Source organism: Halohasta sp. A2 (assembly GCF_056175805.1).
The window spans coordinates 1-22,439 of sequence record NZ_JAQFWV010000027.1; the positions used below are offsets into that span (position 1 = coordinate 1).

A 22,439-nucleotide genomic window follows, 5' to 3' on the forward strand; every position below is an offset into this window, starting at 1 on the left:
GTCGGCTCTCGTGGCGAAACACGCTTGATACCTTCTGAGAAACCCTGCGGCATCTCCGTGGTCGTGTGCAAGTTCTTTCATTGCTCTCTTTCTTCAGCCGTGGCAATCAGCTTGCCGGATTAACCCCCAGAAGTAGTGCTAGTCAAAATGTAATGTTAATATCGAGACTGTTCACGAAGCGCTCGTCGACGAATCTTGCCAGTCGTCGTCGTTGGCAAGCTGTCGACGAACTCGATCTCACGTGGGTACTCGTAGGCAGCGAGCTGTTCGCGAACACGCTGTGTGAGTTCGTCTCGGAGCGCCGCCGAGCCGCCCTCCGCTGTGGGCTGGACGTACGCTTTGATCGCCTCACCACGGACTTCGTCGGCGACGCCAACCACGCCCGCCTGCTCGACAGCCGGATGCCCGAGAAGCACGCGTTCGATCTCCATCGGGCCGACACGATAGCCGCTGGTGAGTATCACGTCGTCTGCACGCGAGACGAACCAGCAGTACCCCTTCTCGTCGCGTCGGACGATATCACCGGTCAGAAACCAGCCGTCGACTTCCTTTTCGGCCGTCTGTTCGGGACGCCCCCAGTAGCCGTCGAAAAAGAAGCGCCGATCGTCGGCTTTGACCGCCAGTTCTCCCGGTTCGCCACGGTCGAGTGGGGCCGCAGGGTCTGGGTTTTCGGGATCGACGATCCGCACCTCGTAGCCCGGAAACGGCTGGCCCATGCTCTCGGGTTGGGCCGGAAACCACGTCGAACTGTTGCCGACGACGAGGTTCAACTCCGTCTGGCCGTAGAACTCGTTTACCGGCAGGTTCTCGAAGGTTTCGTCGGCCCACGTCAGGATCTCCGGCGTCAGGGGTTCGCCCGCGGCCGCCAGCGTCTCCAAAGAGATGTCGTATTGGTCAGCAGGGTCGTCGACACTCATCAGCATCCGGAGCGCAGTTGGTGGCATGAACGAGTGGGTTATCTCGTGGTGAGCTAGTAGCCCAAAGACGCCCTCGGGGTCGAACCCCTCTCGTGGCCATGCGACGACGGTAGCTCCGTAATGGAACCCTGCAAACAGCGTCCCGCCGAGCGCTGCCCCCCATGCCCAGTCGGCGGGTGTCCACAGCGTCGCCTCCTCGTCGAGACCCTGATCGAAGAAGTTGTACGCGGCGGCTGCTCGCCCGAGCCATAGCGCGTGACTGTGGAGCACCCCCTTCGGCGGGCCGGTGCTCCCACTTGTGTACATGATCACCGAGGGGGTGTCGGGCGTCGACTCGTAGCATTCGATTCCCGGCTCGTGGCTCTTTATAAGTGAGTCGACTGTGTGGGCGTCTCCCGTCTCAGCCCCACCAAGCCCGATCACGTGGTCGAGATCCGGGCAGGAGTCGCGAACCTCATTGATTGTCTCGCACACGGCTGGATCGACCACCACCGCGCTCGCCCCGCTGTCGACCAGCCGGTATTCGAGCGCGTCGGGACCGAACAGCACGGTGAGCGGAACCGAAATCGCGCCGAGTTTCCAGGCAGCGAGATGGACAATCGGGTTCGCGGGTTTCTGCGGAACGACGACCGCAATTCGGTCGCCTGACTCGATTCCCCGTTCTCGGAGCCCCGCTGCGAGTCGATCCGACCGGTCGTCGAGTTCGCCGTAACTGTGGGTCGACACGGTTCCGTCGACTGACACGTATATAAGGGCGGAGCGGTCCGGGTCGTGTTTTCGAAGACAGTCGACCGCCGGATTGTAGTCGTCGGGAAGGTCCCACGAGAACTCCTGGCGAGCCTCGCGCAGCGAATCGTAGGCGGGCATGATCTGCCACGTCATACGATAGCTCTACTGCGGTCGACCTTCCGCCTTACGGCAGTAGGCAGTCCCTACCACGCCGAAATCAGGCTGGGCGATCGAGTGCGACTGGAATCGACCGACTGGCGACGTCGACGACGAACGCCTCGTCGTCTGCCGCCAAGAGGTCGAAGGTGTCGTAGTGGATCGGAACGACCAGATCGGGGTCCATCCGCTCGGCGAGATCAGCGGCGGCCGTTCGGTCCATCACGACGCTTCCGCCGATGTTGGCCAAAAACAGCGAGACCTCGAGTTCGGCAAAGCCATCGAGGGCATCGGAGTCGCCGGGCCAAAAGACGGTGGTTCCCGCCAGGGAGAACCGAAACCCACAGCCCTCACCTTTTGGGTGCGGCACGCTCCCGTCGGCGTTCGCACACGGCCCGTCAGGCCGATTGTACGCCGGAAGCGTCCAGATGTCGACGGTCTCGTCTGTCGATTCGACGTCGACGCGAAGGTGGTCCTGCTGGCTACACCGAACGACAGTGTACGGCAGTTCGTCGACAATGCTCACCTCGCGGTCGATCCGGGCGGCGTCGACGCCGTCGAAGACGACGACAGTCGCGTCGGGGTCGGTCGACCCGTTCGATACCCTCGGAATCGTAGTGGTGGTCGTGGGTGACCATGATCAGATGGCCGTCTTTGGGATACTGGCCATCGAGGACCCCGTACCGGCCGGGGTCCGTATACACTACCGTGCCAGTATCCAATTCGAGCCGCGCGGTCGCATAGCCGAGCCAGTCGACTCCGAGCGTATCGTGTCGAATCGTCATACGTCCCGGGCGGTCGCAGTCGGCTTGTAGCTGGCCCTTCGACGGTCGACTGGAAGTTGATCTCATTGGAAGACGATCAGTAACAATCTGTATTCAGTATAACAGCAAATTGGATTTTTATAGCGTGTCACTTACTATCACATATGGTCGAAAAAACGGTCCACGAGAGCGATCTCGACAGGAGTAGTGTCGCCGAGAGCCTACGGTCGCTTGCTGAGGAGTTCGAATCCGGCGACGACGTTCATATCCGAGTCGGCAACAAATCGGTCCGGCTCGAACCACCCGAAACGGTGAGCTACGAGGTCAGCGTCCACGAAACCCGTTCGCTGATCCGCAGTCCCCGGGAAACGATCTCGATCACGCTCGACTGGAAGCGCCGGTAATCAGTCGACCAGTCGGTCGAAGCTATGGGGGTTCAAGGGGCTTGAACGCTGAGCTACGGCCAACCGATGACAGAGTCCGAGTTGGCGGCGTCCGTCAGGGACGTGCTCGCGGTCGACACCGAGTCGTACAGGACCGAGGCGGCAACCGATGCCGACTTCGTGCGCTCGGAGCTCGATGCCGGAACGTTCGACAACCACCAGTCGATTCTCGGGCTTGAATATGAGTTCTATGCGGTTTCCGAGGACCGCTGGCACACCGAAAAAGACGGCGAGTTCGCTCTCGCGCGCGTTCCGCGTCGACTGCTCGAACTGATCGGCTTCGAAAAGGAACTCGGGCTGCACAACGCCGAGATGACCGCCAGCCCACAGCCGTTCAACAGCTACGGGCTGACGGCGATCGAATCCGAGGTTCGAAGCCGACTCGAAGCCGCGCTCACCTGTAGCCAGGCCGAGGGGCTCCGGCTGGTCAGCGACGCCATGTGGACGATTCCGCCGACCGGCGAAACCGCCCGCAACTATCTCACAGACAGCATCGACGACAACGGGATTCGGATCGCCACCAACATGAGCGACGCCGTGCGCTACCACGCGATGGCCAACAGCGCCAGCGGTGAGTTCCGCGTCGACGCACCCGGCGTCGACCTGGAAGCCGCAACCGTCATGCCCGAGAGCCTGATCACCTCGATTCAGCCCCACTATCAGGTCCAGCAGGCGATGGATCTCCCGCGGTACTTCCGGTACGCGGTCCGACTGGCGGGGCCACTGCTCGCACTCGGCGTCAACGCACCGTTTTTCCCGCCGGATCTCTACGAGGACGACCTCGATCCCGAGTGGCTGTTCGAACACGGCTGGCACGAAAACCGGATCGCCGTTTTCGAATCGGTGCTCAACACCGCCACCGAGACCGACAAGGTCGCTTTTCCACAGGAACTCGAAACGATCGACGAGGCCGTCCAGCGCGTTGTCGACGACGAGACGCTGATCCCGATGGCAGTCGACCGTGACAGTGACTTCCACGACAACTTCGCCACCCTGCGCCGCAAACACGGCACCTACTGGCGGTGGGTTCGACCAGTGTTCGACGGGCCGACACGCTCGCAAGCCAACGCCCGCATCGAGTTCCGTCCGTTGCCAGCCCAGCCCACGGTCAGGGATTCGATGGCACTGACGGTCGCGTTTGCGGGTGCAATGGAGGGACTCACACGCACCGAACACCCCGTCGGGGGTCTCGACTGGCAGCGAGCGAACGACAACTTCTACGCGGCGATGCGAGACGGGATCGGCGCGGAGATCACCTGGATCACCGCCGACGGCTCTGAGACCCACGACATGGAGCTCGCGCTGACCGATCTCCTGGAACACGCCGCCGAAGGACTTCGGGCAGTCGGACTCGACCGGAGGGCCGTCGACCGCTACCTTCAGCCGCTCCAGTGGCGGATCGAAACCGGGCTGACGCCCGCAGGCTGGAAGCGCAGAGAGGTTCGACGGCGGCTCGACGACGGCGACTCGCTGAGTGAGGCGATTCAGTCTATGCAGCGTCTCTACATCGAAAAACAGGCCGCAACGCTGATCGAGGGGAGCTTCACCGACTGGTAGCTGGATTAGCTTGCGGTGTCAGTTTCGACGAACAGACTGTCGAGTTCTTCGTCGGTCACGCGTAGCCGTTTCGTCTGGATGCCGCCCTGATTCAGCGCTTCGAGTTTACAGGCTTCGAGGTGACCCTCGCCGTAGACGCTGATTCGCTTGAAGACGGTTCCAGGGCTGTAATCGTCGTATGGTTTGGTGAGTTCGTAGTACATCGTCATCCACATCAACGTCGGACAGTTACTAAAATATTTCTACGAATTCGAGTAATTTTACTACGTTAGTATACAAATATCACCATCTTTCACCCATATAAATACTCTATAGGGTGCTATGGAGTCAAACGTTTATTTTAGCTACCGGCGAGGAGAAGCGCACTGATCGAAGAGCCTCCGGCTAACCCAGTGGTACGGTCGACCGAAAAAATCCGTCGACGCCCTTAGAGCAGCGCGTCGAACTCTTTGTACTTGCTGATCTCGACACCGTCTTCGGTGACGACGGCGATGTTGATCCCGTTGCCGGAGGCCAGATCCCGCTCGACGGCGCTTTTGATCGCGCGGGCGGCGACCGTTTCGGCTTCATCGAGCGAGAGTCCTTCGTCGTACTCCTGTTCAAGTACACCGAGGGCGAACTGGCTGCCCGAGCCGGTGACGGTGTAGTTTTCCTCGGTCGTTCCGCCGAGTGCATCGATGCTGTAGATGTGGCTTCCGTCGTCGTCGACGCCGCCGAGGATTGGGCTGACGATGAGGAACGCACCCGAGCGCAGGAAGTTACCCGTGAGCGTCGACAGTGCCTGCATGCTCATGTCCTCGCCACGGCGGGCCTCGTACAGTCGGACCTCAGCTTTGAGCGAGGAGATGAGGTTCTGAGCGGCCGACACCGAGCCGGCGATGGTGAGCGCGCCAGTTGGGTGGATCTCTTCGACCTTCTGGACGTCCTTGCTCGAAACCATGTAGCCCATGCTCGCGCGCATGTCGGTCGCCAGCACGACGCCCTCGTCGGTTTTGAGACCGACGGTGGTCGTCCCGGTTTTCATCGCTGCGTCTTTCGCCTCGTCGGTGTTTTGTTGTCCGTTCTGACCGGAAAACTCGCCGAGTTCGGGCCCAAAGACGTTCGCGTTGGTGCCTTCGAGCTGACCCATCTCGCCAGCAGAACCGCCTAATGGAGTTCGCATTACCAATCGTTACGGCGGAGTGCTGATAAATGCAGCCCTTCGGCAACCCTCGCCGCTTTCGCGAAACCGGTCACGTCGGTCACAGTACGAAAAACCACATGGAAAAAACGAACGTCGACGAACTGGACTGGACGATCCGAGACGCAGGCGGGATGGACCTGCGCCGCAAGCAGTTGGACGAGGCGACCGACAGCGACCAGCTGGGCTGTAGTCTCTACGAACTGCCCGCGGGTCAGCGCGCGTGGCCCTACCACTACCACACCGCCAACGAGGAGGCACTGTTCGTCCTGGCCGGGGAAGGGACGCTCCGTGCCGATAGAAAAACACAGGATTTGACCGCGGGCGACTACGTCACGTTTCCGGCCGACGAGTCCGGTGCCCATCGTGTGATCAACGACTCGGAGGGGACGCTCCGGTATTTCGTCGTGTCGACGATGAACGAGCCGGACATCACCGTCTATTCCGACTCCGAGAAGTTCGGCGTCTACGTTGGCTCGCTGCCTGGCGGCCGCGAGGAACGGAGTCTAGAGGGGTACTACAAGCATGATACTGCGGTCGATTACTGGGACGGCGAAGAAATCGAATAGCGTGTTCAGTGACTATTCTTCTTCGTAGTCGCCGCCGTACTTGACGAAGAAGAAGGCGAACGAGAGCGTCGAGACCAGCGCGAAGAAGGTAGCAACACCCAGGGTTTTCGCGCTGTTCGGGATCGTCGGCGGACCGCTGTCGCCACCACCGCTGTCGTCTTCGGTTTCGACGGTTTCGACGTCATCACCGACAGCGACACCGCCGAGCATGCCCTGAGACTCGTGGGGCGAACAGGCGTAGTTGGTGATCCCTTCGTCATCTTCGGTGAACTCGTACTCATACGTATCGCCCTCCGATCCTTGTAGGTCACTGTCGAGTTCCGCCTCGCCATCGGTCGCCGAGACGTTGTGTTCGCCACCGGCACCAGTCCACTCCCACGTGACGGTCGTTCCGGCGTCGACCCAGATCCCGGCGGGCGAAAAGGCGTAGTCGCCACCGTTGCCCTCGGCACCGACCTCGACGGTGACCTCCTCTTCGCCGCGGAGGTCCTCGATGCCGCCGTCGATGTCCTCGAGTTCGGTGAAATCCGGCAGTTCTTCTTGCGCCGTGGCCGTCCCAGCACTGGCGGTGACAGCCCCCGCGGCAGCGGTTGCTCCGGCCGTTGCGCGGAGGAATCCACGTCGAGAGACGCCTGCGTTGTCGCTCATACATCGCGTTTAGTGATCCGCCGTAGTGAATACTTTGGTTCGACGTCGACGGTCGCCCCACGAAGCAACCCTCACTGGGTGTCGACGGGGTGTTTCGGAACGTTTTTGCCTTCTTTCACAACACAATCTGTATGACTGATATCGAGGCCGAACTCCGCGAACAGTTCACAGAGGCCTTTACTGACGCCGAGTTTCCGGTAACGAGTCAGATGGATCTGGTTCCGGCGCTTCCGAACGGCCCGGGAACCACGTTTACGGCCGGCGACCGGACGCTTTCTGCGATGGAACTCGCCTCGAAGCTCGGTGGCCACCAGGATTTCCCCTACGAGGATATCGAGACGCTCGTCGACGACGTGATCGCCGGTCTCAAAGCTGAACGCGTGATCTAACTGCGATCCCGAGAGCTTCTTTAGCCCGCAACTCGTACTACCGATGTGCTTTCCGATCTGTTGGCGACGCTGCCAGCGTGGCTGCTGTTGGGTATCGCGCTGGGTCTGAGCGCATCGGCTATCGTCGCTGCCGTGTTTTATTTCGGCGAGCGCCTGCTGCCAGCTGGCGAGCCGAGCTTTCAACACCGACGCGTCGACGGCGCGCTCCGTCGACTCGCCGAAATCCGAACCTATCTCAACGACATCGGCGAGCCGTTCGTTGAGAGCCACGAGCTCAATGGTCACATCGCCGCGTTCTATCTTCCACAGCGGGATGTCGCGATCACCTTCGACCCACAGGTGTTTTTCGGCCTGGAATCGACCTCGACCTACGTCGTGCTCTGCGAGGACGAGATGCCAATCGCCCAACTTGGTCGACGACTCCCATTCGAGGTCGACGAACCCGAGCGCACCCACAGCCGACCGACGGTCGACGGCTCGGTGATCAGCGCCTACGAAAAGCTCGGTCTGGAAGCCGGGGCTTCCGAAGACGAGGTTCGCAGCGCCTATCGCTCGCAGGTCAAAGAGGTCCACCCCGACCGTGGTGGCACCGAAGCCGAGTTCAAGCGGCTCACCGATGCCTACACCACCGCAAAAGAGTTTACCGAGTAGCGGACGCGGATTGCTCAGTCACGCTGACCGAGTAGCAGTGCCACCCCGAGCAGCGCGACCGCTGCGGCGAGCAGACCGAAACCGGGCGTGTCGTCGTCCGTCTCGGTCGACTCGGCCGACTCGGTCGATGAATCAGTATCTGTTGGCTCGTCGGTCGATTCGTTTTCGACCGGCTCATCGGTCGAATCCGTGTCAGCCGCTTCGGCTCGCTCGCCGACAGCGAACATCGAGAAGCCGGGTGTGGTCGACTCGTAGGTGACTTCGCCGTCGGATTCGTCGACGATTTCGATGTCGAGTTCGATCCATTCGCCGTTCTCGTCGTCGTAGCGGTGGAGGGCCACATCCTCGGACGCCACGCCTCGCTCTTCGAGTCGTTTGCTGTTTGTGTCGAACTCGATAGTCGACGAGCTCACGCGGTCGCTGGCGTCGACGCCATCCGAAGAGACCGTAAATTCGACGTAGGAGATTGCACGGTCAGACTTGCTCGTCACACTGGTGTCGCCATCGCCGCTTCCGTCGCCACCGAGTTCGGGCGTTCCGTCGGGAAGATCGTCGCGGCTCGTCGACCGCGCAGTAAAGCTCACGTCGGTGTCCTCACCAAAGGTGAGGTCGACGCGACCGAATCGCGTGCCGCTTTCGTCATCGCGGACGGAATCGCCGAGCTCGATGCTGGCTGGTGCGTTGGCCGACGCGGACGTCTTTGCTGAGACGCTCCCATCGTCGTTGGTCTCGATTTTATCAGTCTCTGTATCGTCATCGTCAGCTGCGGGGGCCGCGCTGCTACTGCTGCCGCCGCCTCCGCTGCCACCGACACTCCCGCCGCCCCCAGCCGAGACACGCCGGACAGAGAGTGAGACATCGTCGTCGACGCCGGCTCGGGCGGCTTTGATCACCGTCGACCCCTCGTTCTCGGCGGTGACCGTTCCGCGGTCGACGGTCGCCACGCGAGTGTCGGAATTGCTGTAGTCGCTGGTCGACGTTGCACCGACAACGCGTCCGTCGACCGTGGTCACGGTGACGGTAGCGGCGGTGGTTTCGCCCTCGGTGAGTTCGTCGTCAGCGAGTTCGAGATCCAGATCGTCGACCGACCACTGTAGCAGTGGATAGCTATCGGTGGCCGCCCACATGGTCGAAAAGTCCAGCGCGCCCATGTTGTCGGTGTCGGTGGCATTCGTGCCGGTCATCTGGGCGGTCGACAGGCCAGTTCCGCCCTCGGAGTCCGACTGGTTGGTCGACTCGGTATCCCAGTAGGCGTCTTCGACAGTACCCGAGTTGTTACCGACAAGTCCGCCGAGATAGTTTGTACCGGTGACCTCACCAGTGGCGTACGACGTGGTCACATCACTATCGTAGTTGTCGTTGTCTTTGTTATTGTTCCCAACGAGTCCGCCGACATAGTCTGTGCCGTCGACCGTGCCAGTGGCGTATGACTCGCTGACTGTGCCCTCGTAGTTTTCGCCGACCAGCCCACCGACATTGTCAGTTCCTTCCACAGTAACGGTGGTGTATGACTCGTTGACTGTACCCCTGTAATTGTAGCCGACCAGCCCGCCAACAAATCTGTTTCCGTCGACAGTACCGGTGGCGTACGACTCGCTGACTGTGGCTCCGTCGTCGAGGAAGCCAACCAGTCCACCGATTTGATTATCTCCGTGAATGTCGACATCTACGAGTCCAACGTTCTCGATCGTCGCACCTCCGTCAGTTACTCCAAACAAGCCCACGTTGGTCTTCTCACTGCGGTTGATTGCGAGATTCGAAATTGCGTGACCGTTTCCATTAATCGTCCCCTCAAACTGTTCGCTGCTGGTCCCAATCGGCTCGAATCCCTTATCGTCGTTCCAATCTTTCGTCTTACTGGCGTCGATGTCTTGAAGCAACTTGTAATTCGCTGAGAGATCGTTTTCAATCAACTGGAGTTCGTCGACGTTTTCGACCTTGTATGGCTTGTTCTCGGTTCCCTCTCCTGGGAATTCGTACGCGGTGAGTTCGGGGTAGTCGGGCGTGACATACCACGGGCCGTCGAAGTCGAGATCCGCCATGTTTGTATCGGCATCGACGCCGGTCATCTGATCGGTAGTGAGACCAGTTCCACCGTTGGAGTCGTCCTGGCCGGTCGACTCGATGTCCCAGTAAGAATCCTCAATGTCGCTCACGTCATCACGTCCGATGAGACCGCCAGAATAGCTCGCGGAGCCCTCTTCATCGACGGTCCCAGTGGCGAACGACTGAACGACCACGGCGTCTTTCCTATTTAATTGGCCCTCAGTAAACCCGGCGAGACCACCGACATTCTCTGTTCCGTCGGCCGATCCGTGTGCAGAACTATTTGTGATCGATCCCTCTCTGTTGACTCCAACGAGGCCGCCGACATTCATCGTACCATTGACTGGGCCGCGTGCGGAACTACTCGTGACTGATCCTTGGTCGATTTCCCCGACGAGACCGCCACTTTGCGCCTCTCCATTGACATCAACTGTCGACGATGACGCATGTAACTCACTTTCGTCTAGTCTCCCCGCGATTCCGCCGACGTTCTCTTTCCCGTCGACCGTACCGATAGTCGACGCATTTGTAATCGCCCCTCCGGAGGCGCTTTCAACTATCCCACCCACATTGTCACCGGTCGAATTAATCCTGACCTCTGCGGTCGCGTTTTCGAGATGGCTGTCGTCCAACCCACCAATAAGTCCACCAGCCTCCCCGCTGGAATGAACTGTTACGTTCCCCGAAACGTTCTCGAAGTGGTTTTCGTTACTGTATCCGGTAATCCCTGCAACATTATTGTCTCCACGGAAGGTTCCCGAAACCGAAACGTTTGAAACGGTGCTATCGCTATAGAAGAATCCAGCGAGCCCAGCAGTATTAAAGCCACCAGTGACATTTGCATTCTCAATGACGATATCGGTAATAATCGAATCGTTAACTTGCTCGAAAAGGCCCGTGTTTTGGCTGGATCGGTTGATATAGAGCGACGAAATCACATAGCTCTGCCCATCGAGCGAACCGGTAAACTCCCCAATCGGTCTGAAACCCTCGCCGCCGTTCCAGTGTTCAGTTTCACTGGCGTCTACATCCCGCGTGAGCACGTAGTTCGCTGAGCGATCTTTTTTCATTTCTTGGAGGTCAAACACGTCCTCAAGTTCGTACGGTTCGGCCTCCGTACCCTCGCCGTCAAAGGGGGGACTGAGCGATGGATACTCTGCGGTGAGGTACCACGTGCTCTCGAAGTCGAAGCCGTCCATGTTGCCGTCGGCCGAGGCGTTCGCACCAGTCATCTGAGCGGTGGCGAGACCAGTCCCACCGTCAGAGTCGTCTAGACTGCTCGTCTCTGTGTCCCAGTAAGAGTCTTCGACGTTGCTGGTGTCACCACTGCCCACGAGCCCACCGATACTGGTACTATCTCCGTCGACATCGCCAGTTGCATACGATTCCCAGACCTCGCCGCCGTCGTTATCGCCAACGAGCCCACCGATACTGGTACTATCTCCGTCGACATCATTAGTTGCGTACGAGTCCCTGACCTCGCCGCCATTGTTGCCGACCAATCCGCCGACACTGTATCCGTCTCCGTCGACATCGCCGGTTGCGTACGAGTCATTCACCTCGCCGTTGAAGTTGTCGCCGATCAATCCGCCGATGTCGTTTCCATCTCCGTCGACATCGCCAGTTGCGTACGACTTCCTGACCTCGCCGCTGTTTTGGCCGACCAACCCGCCGACATCGGTGTCTCCGTCGATGTTGACACCTTCGAGTCCAACGCTCTCGACGGTGGCATCTCCCGCAGTTACGCCAAACAGGCCCACGAACCCTTCGGTACTGCGGTTGCTACTGAGATTCGAGATAGTGTAGTCGCTCCCGTTGAAGCTCCCTGCGAACTCGTCATCGTCACCCAAATCGCCAATCGGCTTGAAGCCCTCATCACCGTACCAGCCTTTAGTCTCACTGGCGTCGACATCCCCAACGAGCGTATAATTCGCACTCAGATTACCCTCCATCGCCTGCAGTTCCGAGGCATTACTGATCTCGTAGGGATCGTCTTCAGTCCCCTCACCACTGAGATCCTCGTCGGGATCGAGGTCGACCGGATCGGCTGCGGCCGCTGGCCCGACCAACAGCACACTCATCCCGACCAGTGCGAAGACGAACAGCACCGCCACGCGCGTCGACGAGCAGATCATCGTCCTTTGGCCTCCACAGGAATGATATTCCGGGTCCAGTTGTGATTACGACCCAAAATGTGGGCTGCCACAGAGACTGACTGTCGAGTGTTTGTCAAATATAAATAATTTAGAACGAATGTACACGTTTCAGGATCTAAAATACGGTTTTTTAACCTCATTCGATAAGTAAAGATACTGGTAGATCAGGCTTAAACCAGATGCCAGCGGATGGTGGTGTGACAGTGGATCGCGCCCTTCGACTACCACTTTCGACCACCCTGGATCGATCACGCTGGCCGATGCGTGAACCGATAGAGTCCTACTGGTCGACGACCAAGACACTCACAGATTCATGTACGTTTCCGGGCTGATCGCCTACGGCGGGTCGGCGCTCATCGGTGGGCTGCTGGCGGTCGCCCTCGTGGTCAAATACGACCGTCGACAGCCCGCGTTCACCTTTGGACTCTTCTTGCTCGTCATCGGCTTTTGGGCGTCGACGTACGTCGGCTACCTGGTCGCCGACACCGAGGGTTGGCTCCTATTTTTCATTCAGTTATCCTACCTCTCGGTCGTCACCGCCCCGATCGTCTGGATCGTCTTCGCGCTGCAGTACACCGACCGCGAGGCCTGGCTCTCACGGCGGCGGCTCGCGTTCTTGCTGGTGGTTCCCGCGGGCGTACTCGCGCTCGTCTGGACCGCCGACTCGCACTCGCTGTTTTATACCGAGATGTTCGTCCGAACGGTCGACGGCGTCGCTCTGCTCGAAACGCCGCCCGCGATCGGCCACCGAATCAACGTCGTCTACTCCTATGGCTTGCTCCTGATCGGGACGGGTCTCATCGTCGGCGAGACCGTCACCAACAACCGGCTGTACCGCCGCCAGTCGCTGGTCTTACTTGCCTGTCTCAGCGTGCCGTGGCTCGCCAACGGGCTGTTCCACCTCGGTTTCGAGCCGATTCCGACTGCCGATCTCACGCCCGTCGTCTTCGTCCTCGTCGGCATCCCGTTGGCGGTGATCGTCCAGCGCGCCGAGCTGACCGGTTTCGTTCCGGTCGCCCACGAGCGCGTCTTTCACACGCTCGACGATCCGGTGTTCGTCGTCACCACGTCGAACCGGGTGCTGGATGCCAACCGCGCGGCCCGTGAGTTGGTCGACATCAACGCCGATACCGACGTCACGGACCCGCTCGAAGGTCGAGATCTCATCGAGATCCTTCCCGAACCCTTGCTCGACGGCGGTGATCTCCATCCCGGTCTCGACGGGGCGATCGAGTGTGTGATCGGGGTCGACGGCACACCGCGGCAGTACATCGCTCGGATCAGGGGCACCGAGACGGAAACACAGGGTGACCCTCGGGGCAGTATCCTCTCGTTGACTGATATCACGCTCCAGAAGGCACATCAAGAGAGCCTCGAAGCGAAAAACGAACAGCTCGAACGTCTCGCGGGCGTCGTCTCACACGATCTGGCGACACCGTTGGCGACCGGTGAGAGCCTCCTGCATCTCATTCGGGCAGACCTCGATTCGGCGTCTACCGAACTCGACCAGTCGCTGTCGGATCTCGAATCCGTCCACCGGCGGCTCCGGGCCTTTGCCGAGGGATTGCCCGCGCTTGCCCGCGAGAGCACCGACGTGAAGACACCGACTGACTGCGATCTCGAAACGGTCGCTCGGGCGGCGTGGGAGGTGGTCGACACCGGTGACCTCCGGTTGTCGGTCGAGTCGACCTGCAGCCTGACGGCGGATGCCAGTCGGCTCCAACAGGCCTTCGAGAACCTCTTCGTCAATGTCGTCGAACACGGTTCAACGAGCAGTCGACAAGTGCCCGACGCTCCAGCCGAACACGCCGTCAGCGGGCGATCAGACGCGACAACCGTCCGGGTCGGCAGGCTGTCGACGGCACCGGGATTTTATATCCAAGACGACGGGCCGGGAATCCCTGCCGACCGACGCGAAGACTTGTTGGCCTTCGGCGTCTCCACCGGGAGTGGTTCGGGCTACGGCCTCGCGATCGTCCGGACGATCGTCGAAGCCCACGGCTGGTCGCTGTTGGTGACCGACGGAACCCACGGCGGCGCGCGCTTCGAGATCGAGACCGCCACCCATGTAGCCTGAAAAACGCGGGGGTTCCATGAGACACCACTATACAGTGGCATACCTTTTAGGAGGGTGTCAGGACACTACTGATACATCATGAGCAGTATGCAGAGACGTACAGTCGACGACGGTCCACGGCGAACCGCGAGTGGTGTGTGGGCGTGAGCCACACTGATGAGTCGGGTTTCGTATCCTCAAGACAGCCGATTTCGGTGCTGTTGATCGACGACGACGAGACGTGGGTCCGGACCCAACGGCGGCTGCTCGAACGCACCAGCGAGGCGCTTAGTGTGTCGACGGCGATGGGGTTCGAGGCGGCCCGCGAGGCGATTGCGGCCACCGAGCCGGACTGTATCGTCTGTGATTACCAACTCGGCGACGGAACCGGTGTCGAGCTGCTGGCCGAGGTTCGCGCCACCGATCTGGACCGCCCGTTCATTCTAGTGACCGGCGAGGGCGACGAAGCGGTCGCCAGCGAGGCGATCAGCGCCCGGGTCACCGACTACGTCAGGAAGATGGATCTCGGCCAGCGGCCCACCGGACTAGCTCGGAAGATCGAAACGGTCGTCGAGGCCGACCGAACTCGCCGGGCGTTGGCCCGCGAACGCACCCAGAACAAAGCCCTCCTAGAGATGGTCACCGCCGCGACCACCCGCTCGGAACTCGGTGTGAACGTCTGCGAGCAGCTAGTCGACAGCGGCTACGCCTGTGCGTGGATCGGTGTGGTCGACGACGACCACGGGGTTGTTCCGCTGGCGACCGCCGGTGATACCGACTATCTCGAAGCCACAATCACGCCTGGCACGCGGCCAGCCGACTGCACTGAACCCGCCCTTCGAGCCCTCGACGAAGCCGAACCAGTTGTCGGCTCGATCGACTCGTTGCGGTCCGAATCGGCGGCCCGAGCCGACACCGCTGACTGGGTGACGACAGCCCTCGACCGGGACTTTCGATCGGTGGCTGCGACACCAATCGCATACAACGAGATCCAATTCGGCGTGCTGACCGTCTACAGTGAGCGACCCGAGATCGGCGATCGCGAGCGAACGTTGCTCTCCGAGTACGCCAACACTGTCGGCTACGCCTTTCAGACGACTGCTTGGAAACGCACCCTGTTGTCGTCGGCAACCGCGACCGTCGAGTTCACTCTCAGCGGCCAGTGTCATCCGCTGGTCATGTTTGCAACAGCACTACCCGCGGGATCACAGCTTCGGACCGAAACTGTGATCCCACGAAACGACCGCGAACTCCTCTATGTCACCGCTGTCGGCGGTGCCTCGAAGGCTGACCTCGCGGCCGCCGCTGACGCCACCGAGGCCATCGTCTCGGTCGATGCCTACCGCGACGACGACGGAATTACGTGTGGCATCATCGCCCACACACCGGCTCCCGAACCGCGACTCGCTGACTGCGGTGCGTCGCTCTCTAGGACCGTCGTCGAAAACGGCCGGGCACACCTCACGGCCGTAATCGGTGCAGACACGACCGTCCAGAAGTGTGTTGCAGCCCTCTCGGAGTTGTGTGGTTCGGAGTCAGTCTCGACGCTCTGGACGACGCCCGACCAGTCTGGAGCCTCGGAGACCGACGCGGTCGACACACTGACCGACAGACAGCGACAGGTGCTCTCGCTCGCCGTCGAGGCGGGCTACTTCGAGCGGCCACGGCACAACAACACGGGTGAACTCGCTGAGGCACTCGACATCTCGCGGGCGACGTTCACCCAGCACCTGCGGGCCGCACAGCGAAAGCTATTCGAAGCGGGGATTCACGAGCGATGAGATCAGTGTCCAATAGCTACCACTCGTAGGTGAAAAAGGCTCATTCCGACCGCGGCGGCACCAAAGCTGCGCTCAAACAGCTTACCGAGACCAACACAACAGCCGAACAGAACCGTGATTCGAGTGTGCTGTGTGCTGATCTCAGTTCTATATCGAATCCTTCTGTTGATCGATGAGTTCGATCCCGGTGATTTCGAACCGCGCACCACCCTCCTGGCTGTCTGTCACACTGATCTGCCAGCCGTGTGCGTCGACGATTCGTTTGATGATCGCCAACCCGAAGCCGGTGCCCTGTCTGTTGGTTGTGAATCCAGTCTCGAATATTTGATCCTTTTTATCGTCCGGGATGCCAGCCCCGTCGTTTTCGACGTAGAACCCGGTTCCGTTGTCGAGCAGGCCGACCTTGATTCGCACAGCGTCCCCACCGTGTTCGATAGCATTCCGAAAGAGGTTCTCGAATATCTGTCCCAGTCGAATCTCGTCGGCACGGATCTCGACGTTCGTCTCGGTGTCCAGCGACGCCTTTTTCTGGTCGATGTTGTTCCAACTCGAAAGCACCAGTTTGTCGAGCGAGACGAGTTTCAGTTCGGTTACTTCTTGGCCCTCGCGTGCGAGCGCGAGCAGTTCACTAATGAGCGTCTCCATGCGGTCGAGCGCGCGGGCAGCCGTTTCGAGATAGTCGCTGTCGGCCTCCTCGCGGGCGAGGTCGAGATAGCCATCGGCGACGCTCAAGGGGTTCCGTAGGTCGTGGGAGACGAGCGAGGCGAACCGTTCGAGCCGTTCGTTCTTGGCTCGGAGGTCGAGTTCGCGCTGTTTTCGTTCGGTGATATCGTGTGTGAATCCGGCCACACGAACGACAGTCCCACTGTCATCGACAATCGGCTGGGCATGTGACTCGACCCACTTGTTCGAGCCAGCCTGAATGCGATACTCGACTGCCTGTGAGTGGCCCTCTGAGGCTCGCTGCATCACTGCTGAAACGTCGTCGACGTCCTCGGGATGAACGACGTCCAGAAACGCCGTCGGGTTCTCACGGAGCGTCGCAACCGATTGGCCGAACAGCTCCGCATAGCGGGAGTTGATGTATTCGAGTTCGGTCCAGTCGACCGAAAAGATGAACAGCACGTCGTTCGTGTTTTCGGCGAGTTCGTGGAGTTGTCGTTGGGTGCGAGCCGCAACCGCCTCGGCGCGACGACGGTCGACGTACGTCGAAATCTTGGTTGCCAACAGTGAGTACTGTTCTTTGACCGTCTCTTTGATGACGTAGTCGGAGATGCCAGCCGAAATCGCGTCGCTGGCGATTGTCTCGCTCCCCGTGTCAGTAAACAAGATGAATGGAATGTCCGGGTCGACAGTTCGAACCTCGGAGAGAAGATCCAAGCCGGTCATTTCGGGCATCGCGTAGTCGCTGAGTACGCAGTCGATTTTGTCCTGCGAAACGATCTCCGAGACCGCACTGGGGTCGGTCGTCGACTGCACGGTGAACCGTTCGTCTTGTGCTTCGAGGTTCCCCGCGACCATTCGAGCGAAATCCGGTTCGTCGTCGACGTGAAGAATATGTATCCCCTCGGCCGGAGAGAAACTGGGTTGTGACGGAGTAGTCATGGTTGGGTATCCCGTAGAGTCAGCCGCAACTAGTGAACTGACGTTATTAAAGGAACCATGAACAAATATGTTTGGAATCGAGGCTGATTGGAACAGCTTCCTCTATTCTACTCCAAAATATCGGATCGTATTCGATGCGCCGCGCTACTGTCCGCTTTAAAAATAAAAGAACCTGAGTTGTGGTCTGCTCAGTCGTCGGCCGGAGCCGAGCCGCCCTCGGTCGCCTGCTGTTTGGTCCACGAGAGCTTGCCACCGGCTGCAAGAATGTCGCGCTCGCGTTCGGAGGCGTCGAGTTCGGCGGTGAACTCCCACTCGCCGTTGACGCTGACGGTGAACTCTTCTGCGCCACTGCGGACGCCCTCACCGATGTCGTCGACGATCTCGATGTCGTCGCCCTGCTCGATCTTGTCGTAGGTCTCCTGGTCGATCACGAGCGGGACGAGACCGAAGTTGAACAGGTTCGCCTTGTGGATTCGGGCGAAGCTCTGGGCGAAGACGGCCTCGATGCCGAGGTACATCGGACAGAGCGCGGCGTGTTCACGCGACGAGCCCTGACCGTAGTTCTCACCAGCAACGAGCACGCCACCGGGCGACTCCTTGGCACGGGTTGCGAACGTGTCGTCGACACGCGAGAGCGTGAACTCCGAGAGCTTCTCGATGTTCGACCGGTACATCAGGATATCCGCCGTGGCGGGAATGATGTGGTCGGTCGTGATGTTGTCGTCCATCTTGAGGATCGTCTCGCCGCCGACGGTGTCGCCGAGCGGATCCTTCAGTGGGACGTCGCCAATGTTGGGGCCTTTGATGAGTTCGTCATCGATGGCTTCGTCAGGCGAGATGAGGTCGGTTTTCGAGCCGTTGTACTTTTCAGGCAGCTCGACGCCAGGAGCTTCGAGATCGCCGAGTTCCTCGGCGAGGTCTCGTGGGTCGATGATCTCGCCGGCGATTGCCGCGGCGGTGGCGACCTCGGGCGAACAGAGATAGACGTTGTCGTCTTCGATCCCCGAGCGACCCTCGAAGTTGCGGTTGAACGTTCGGAGCGACACCGAGTCACTACCCGGAACGTGGCCGATTCCGATACAGGCACCACAGGTCGCCTCCGAGAAGTTGACACCGGCGGCCATCAGTTCGGCGACCCAGCCCTGACGGGCCAGAATTTCGGCCGACTGTTTGGATGCGGGTGCGATGATCATCTCGGTGTGCATGGCGACTTCGCGGCCTTGGAGCATCTTGGCTCCGGGAAGGATGTCCTCGTAGCTGCCGTTGGTACACGAGCCGATCATGACCTGCTCGACGCGCTCGCCAGCGACCTCGCGGACGGGCACGACCTTGTCAGGCATGCTCGGGCAGGCGATCAGTGGTTCGAGCTCCGAGAGATCGATCACGATCTCGTCGGCGTACTCGGCGTCCTCGTCGGGGGTGAGTTCGACGTACTCGTCGGCTCGACCGACGCGTTCGAGGTAGTCTTCGGTCTGCTCGTCGGTCGGGAAGATCGACGACGTGGCACCGAGTTCGGTACCCATGTTGGTGATCGTCGTTCGCTCGGGAACGGTGAGCGACTCGACGCCGGGGCCGGTGTACTCGAAGACCTTGCCGACGCCGCCTTTGACCGTCAGGCGTCGCAGCATTTCGAGGATGACATCCTTCGCGGAGGCCCATCCCTCAAGCTCGCCTTCCAAGCGGACGTTGACGACTTCCGGCATTTCGACGTAGTACGCGCCGCCGCCCATGGCGACCGCGATGTCGAGGCCACCCGCACCGATGGCGAGCTGGCCGAGACCGCCGGGCGTTGGCGTGTGGCTGTCCGATCCGAGCAGCGTCTTGCCGGGCGCGGCGAAGTTCTCCTTGTGGACGTTGTGGCAAATACCGTTGCCGGGCCGCGAGAAGTGCGCGCCGAACGTGCCAGCCGCCGAACGGAGGAAGCGGTGGTCGTCGGTATTCTTAAAGTCGAACTGGTAGGTCTGGTGGTCGCAGTACTGGGCGGCCAGCTCGGTTTGGACGTCTTCGAGCCCGAGCGCCTCGAACTGGAGCCAGACCATCGTACCCGTGGTGTCCTGGGTCAGGGTCTGGTCGATTTCGATGCCGATTTCCTCTCCGGGGGTGAGCTCCCCCTCGACGAGGTGATCGTCGAGGATCTTCTCTGTAAGCGTCTGTCCCATAACGTTCGCTAATGGATGCTACGCAGGCATAAATCCCGCGTATTTCTCGACTGTTAACCGTGTCAAATTAGAATGCCACTGCCCGATTGTACAGCAACGCTGGCTCACCGGGGGTGTTTTTTCACGTATCTAAACTAATCCGAACTCGGTAGGGTTTAGGCCGACCCGACTGAGCCACCGATATGTTCGAATCCGGCACACTCGTCGACCAGCATATCTCGCCGACCACCGACAGCCAACGTCAACCGAACGGCGTCGACCTCACGGCCGAGATTATTCATAAACAGACCGAGCCAGGCCACATCGGCCTCGATGGCAAGACCGTCGGCGAGCGCGAGCGAATCGAGCCGGTCGACGGCACCTATCGGCTTGACCCGGGCGCGTACATCGTCCAGTACGGCGAAACCGTCCACATCCCCGATGAACACATCGGCTTCATCTATCCGCGCTCGTCGCTGATGCGCAACTCCTGTATGCTCCATACGGCTGTGTGGGATGCGGGCTACGAGGGCAAAGGCGAGGGCTTGCTGGAGGTCCACCACGAAATCGAGATCGACCAAGGCGCGCGGATCGCCCAGATCGTCTTCGCCGAAGCCGACCACGAGGGCACCTACGACGGGAGCTATCAGGGCGAAAACGTCGACTGATCAGTCTGATTTGATGTCTCTATACCAATCTTTTGGCACACGCATCACCCACTGAGAGTCGACCGTCTCTGCTGAAATCCTTGCAAAAAGACATTGTTGACCAGATGGACAGGGCACTCGAACCGAAGGTGGAAAAATACTGGTTTTCTAACTGTTTTGAACACGAAGAGAATGTTAACCCGGTCGGAGGGGTGGAAGTGACATGGACGAGACAGCTGACCAACTCGACGCCCAAGACGAGGAGATTGCGGCCGATGCTGGTGCGAACCCGGAGGCATTCCTGTCGCTTCTGCCTCACTTTTATCGAGGCAGTGTGACTCAGTCGGTAAGCGCCCAAGACCGTCTCGACCGAACCACCGACTGGGCGATCAGCTTGATCGCCGCCTTGCTCTCGGTGGTATTTGCGAGCGAGGCGATGCCAGCGTACCTCCTCTTGATTGGACTAGTACTGCTGGGTATGTTCCTCTTTTTCGAAGTCCGCCGCTATCGGTTCTACGACGTCTGGCGGTCCCAAGTCAGGTTCGTCGAAGAGAACATCTTTGCGAACGCGTTCAATCCCGAAAGCATCGAACATCATTCAAACTGGAGAGAAAAACTCAGCGACAATCTCCGTCAACCGACGTTCAAAGTCTCGTACTTCGAAGCCCTGTCTCGTCGGATCCGTCGGGTGTACGCGTTACTGTTTGTTGTCATCGGACTCGCCTGGGCCTCGAAAGTCACGCTCTTTAGCCCTGAACTACAGTGGACCGAAGCCGCAGAGCTTCCGGGGATTCCCGGTCCGGTCGTCGCAGCAGTGCTGGCTGTCTTCTATCTCGGGGTCTTTTCTATTTCCTTTTGGCCGGGGCAACGCAAGGCAAGAGGAGAAATCCACGGCGTCGACCCCGGCAATTGGAAGGAGACGGACGATGACCATCAGTAATTCCTTCGCACTCCAAAAGCGCTCGCTCACTCGGTTGTCAACTGGAGGTCGTCGACCTCACCCGCCAACTCATCACCGATGAGTGAGGCAAGATACGGCGCGTCGGGGTTGAACCGGCTGTGAGTCAGTTGGAAGACGGTGTGTTCGAGCGCCCGGTCGAGAGTAGATGTCGTTTTGACGAGCCGGTGGCGAATACCGCGCTCGCGGTCGAAAATGAAGAGTTCGATCTCGTCGGTCGGCAGGAAGATGTCGACCGGCTTGAGAATCACGTCGTACGAGCGGCGTGAATGGCTAAAGACCAGTGCGTCGGCCAGCGGTTCCTCGCCGAACTTGACGATCTCGGGCGCGACTGCCCAGCCGGGATCGAGATGCTGATTTATATTGCCATAGTCGACCACGTTCCTGACGGTCGTTCGCTCGCGGATCGTTTCGAGATCGATCTGGGGCTCACGTTTAAAAATAGTAATAAAACTCTTGAGCAAGACGTCGACTGGCTCGGTCACCGACTGTTCTGTGGTCACGGTAGCCGACGACTGGGTTTCAGCAGTCGCTGGTGGAATCAGCGCGTCGCCGTCGGATTGTGGACTGTCGGCCATGGTGTGAGTTGGTGACGGTGCTGTCTCGAATGTTTGAACCACGTCGTCAAAAAGCTCTCGTCGACGGGACGTTATGGATAGTAGGTGGTGTCGATGTTGGACCGGGAGGGAGTCGACGGCGGGCTGGGAAGGAGGTGAACCACGGTCGTTCCCTTCGGTCACTCTCTGGTTCCACACCCTCGGCAGCCGCGTTGCTCCTCACGAAAGTGTTCGGAGCAAAACGGGCTGGGAGGGAGTTGAACCGAAGGAAGGCGGACCGTTCGCTTTGCTCACGGTTGCGACTTCCAGGGTTCAATCCCTCCGTAGCGTTTTCACTGCTCCTTTCAGTCGCCGAAGCGGCAAGCCGCTTCAAGCCGTCGTTCACGACGTTCACGACGACGCATGAAAACGGGCTGGGAGGGAGTTGAACCCCCGACCGTCTGGTTAAAAGCCAGACGCTCTGCCTAACTGAGCTACCAGCCCTCATCGTGA

At 59.9% G+C, this 22,439-nt stretch carries 17 protein-coding genes, 1 tRNA gene and 1 pseudogene; 9 read left to right on the forward strand and 10 right to left on the reverse strand.

Annotation, left to right across the window (positions count from 1 at the left end):
- Positions 1 to 155: 155 nt before the first annotated feature.
- Positions 156 to 1,799, reverse strand: coding sequence for an acetate--CoA ligase (locus O2S87_RS09625; protein WP_475408581.1), 1,644 nt, complete (start codon positions 1,797 to 1,799; stop codon positions 156 to 158).
- A 64-nt stretch (positions 1,800 to 1,863) separates the two neighbouring features.
- A pseudogene (locus O2S87_RS09630) lies at positions 1,864 to 2,587 on the reverse strand (MBL fold metallo-hydrolase).
- A gap of 143 nt (positions 2,588 to 2,730) precedes the next feature.
- On the opposite strand from O2S87_RS09630, the gene O2S87_RS09635 reads away from it, so the two are divergent.
- Positions 2,731 to 2,970 (forward strand): amphi-Trp domain-containing protein, encoded by a 240-nt coding sequence (locus O2S87_RS09635; protein ID WP_475408582.1) that lies wholly within the window; start codon positions 2,731 to 2,733, stop codon positions 2,968 to 2,970.
- Between the two features lie 66 nt (positions 2,971 to 3,036).
- Positions 3,037 to 4,566: a glutamate-cysteine ligase family protein gene (locus O2S87_RS09640; RefSeq protein WP_475408583.1), complete on the forward strand. Its 1,530-nt coding sequence runs from the start codon at positions 3,037 to 3,039 to the stop codon at positions 4,564 to 4,566.
- Between the two features lie 5 nt (positions 4,567 to 4,571).
- On the opposite strand, the gene O2S87_RS09645 is transcribed toward O2S87_RS09640, so the two are convergent.
- Positions 4,572 to 4,775 (reverse strand): hypothetical protein, encoded by a 204-nt coding sequence (locus tag O2S87_RS09645; protein ID WP_475408584.1) that lies wholly within the window; start codon positions 4,773 to 4,775, stop codon positions 4,572 to 4,574.
- A 218-nt stretch (positions 4,776 to 4,993) separates the two neighbouring features.
- Positions 4,994 to 5,728 carry an archaeal proteasome endopeptidase complex subunit beta gene (psmB, locus tag O2S87_RS09650; protein WP_475408585.1) on the reverse strand — a complete coding sequence of 245 codons (735 nt, stop codon included), beginning with the start codon at positions 5,726 to 5,728 and terminating at the stop codon, positions 4,994 to 4,996.
- A 98-nt stretch (positions 5,729 to 5,826) separates the two neighbouring features.
- Between psmB and O2S87_RS09655 the strand changes: the two genes are divergently transcribed.
- A complete protein-coding gene (locus O2S87_RS09655) occupies positions 5,827 to 6,315 on the forward strand; it encodes a cupin domain-containing protein (RefSeq protein ID WP_475408610.1) in 489 nt (162 codons plus the stop codon).
- A 12-nt stretch (positions 6,316 to 6,327) separates the two neighbouring features.
- On the opposite strand, the gene O2S87_RS09660 is transcribed toward O2S87_RS09655, so the two are convergent.
- Positions 6,328 to 6,963, reverse strand: coding sequence for a halocyanin domain-containing protein (locus O2S87_RS09660; protein WP_475408586.1), 636 nt, complete (start codon positions 6,961 to 6,963; stop codon positions 6,328 to 6,330).
- A 131-nt stretch (positions 6,964 to 7,094) separates the two neighbouring features.
- Between O2S87_RS09660 and O2S87_RS09665 the strand changes: the two genes are divergently transcribed.
- Positions 7,095 to 7,352, forward strand: a complete 258-nt coding sequence (locus O2S87_RS09665; RefSeq protein ID WP_475408587.1) for an MTH865 family protein — start codon at positions 7,095 to 7,097, stop codon at positions 7,350 to 7,352.
- 45 nt (positions 7,353 to 7,397) lie between these two features.
- Complete coding sequence (locus tag O2S87_RS09670; RefSeq protein WP_475408588.1) at positions 7,398 to 8,003, forward strand: J domain-containing protein; 606 nt, start codon at positions 7,398 to 7,400, stop codon at positions 8,001 to 8,003.
- A gap of 14 nt (positions 8,004 to 8,017) precedes the next feature.
- On the opposite strand, the gene O2S87_RS09675 is transcribed toward O2S87_RS09670, so the two are convergent.
- Positions 8,018 to 12,184 carry a GLUG motif-containing protein gene (locus O2S87_RS09675; protein ID WP_475408589.1) on the reverse strand — a complete coding sequence of 1,389 codons (4,167 nt, stop codon included), beginning with the start codon at positions 12,182 to 12,184 and terminating at the stop codon, positions 8,018 to 8,020.
- Positions 12,185 to 12,518: 334 nt separating this feature from the next.
- On the opposite strand from O2S87_RS09675, the gene O2S87_RS09680 reads away from it, so the two are divergent.
- Both O2S87_RS09680 and O2S87_RS09685 read left to right on the forward strand, forming a co-directional pair.
- Positions 12,519 to 14,282 (forward strand): histidine kinase N-terminal 7TM domain-containing protein, encoded by a 1,764-nt coding sequence (locus O2S87_RS09680; protein WP_475408590.1) that lies wholly within the window; start codon positions 12,519 to 12,521, stop codon positions 14,280 to 14,282.
- Between the two features lie 143 nt (positions 14,283 to 14,425).
- Positions 14,426 to 16,042, forward strand: a complete 1,617-nt coding sequence (locus O2S87_RS09685; RefSeq protein WP_475408591.1) for a bacterio-opsin activator domain-containing protein — start codon at positions 14,426 to 14,428, stop codon at positions 16,040 to 16,042.
- Between the two features lie 147 nt (positions 16,043 to 16,189).
- Here O2S87_RS09685 and O2S87_RS09690 read toward each other — a convergent pair whose 3' ends face one another.
- The gene (locus O2S87_RS09690; RefSeq protein WP_475408592.1) at positions 16,190 to 17,647 is read right to left on the reverse strand and encodes a sensor histidine kinase; all 1,458 of its coding nucleotides are present in this window, start codon (positions 17,645 to 17,647) and stop codon (positions 16,190 to 16,192) included.
- 188 nt (positions 17,648 to 17,835) lie between these two features.
- Complete coding sequence (locus O2S87_RS09695) at positions 17,836 to 19,806, reverse strand: aconitate hydratase (RefSeq protein WP_475408593.1); 1,971 nt, start codon at positions 19,804 to 19,806, stop codon at positions 17,836 to 17,838.
- A gap of 182 nt (positions 19,807 to 19,988) precedes the next feature.
- On the opposite strand from O2S87_RS09695, the gene O2S87_RS09700 reads away from it, so the two are divergent.
- Together O2S87_RS09700 and O2S87_RS09705 are read left to right on the forward strand one after the other, a co-directional pair.
- Positions 19,989 to 20,453, forward strand: a complete 465-nt coding sequence (locus tag O2S87_RS09700; protein ID WP_475408594.1) for a deoxyuridine 5'-triphosphate nucleotidohydrolase — start codon at positions 19,989 to 19,991, stop codon at positions 20,451 to 20,453.
- Positions 20,454 to 20,655: 202 nt separating this feature from the next.
- Positions 20,656 to 21,372, forward strand: coding sequence for a DUF2270 domain-containing protein (locus O2S87_RS09705; protein WP_475408595.1), 717 nt, complete (start codon positions 20,656 to 20,658; stop codon positions 21,370 to 21,372).
- Between the two features lie 26 nt (positions 21,373 to 21,398).
- Here O2S87_RS09705 and O2S87_RS09710 read toward each other — a convergent pair whose 3' ends face one another.
- Both O2S87_RS09710 and O2S87_RS09715 read right to left on the reverse strand, forming a co-directional pair.
- Entirely contained in the window at positions 21,399 to 21,968 is a 570-nt protein-coding gene (locus tag O2S87_RS09710) for a hypothetical protein (protein WP_475408596.1), read from the reverse strand.
- 388 nt (positions 21,969 to 22,356) lie between these two features.
- A tRNA-Lys gene (locus tag O2S87_RS09715) sits at positions 22,357 to 22,430 on the reverse strand.
- Positions 22,431 to 22,439 lie beyond the last annotated feature (9 nt).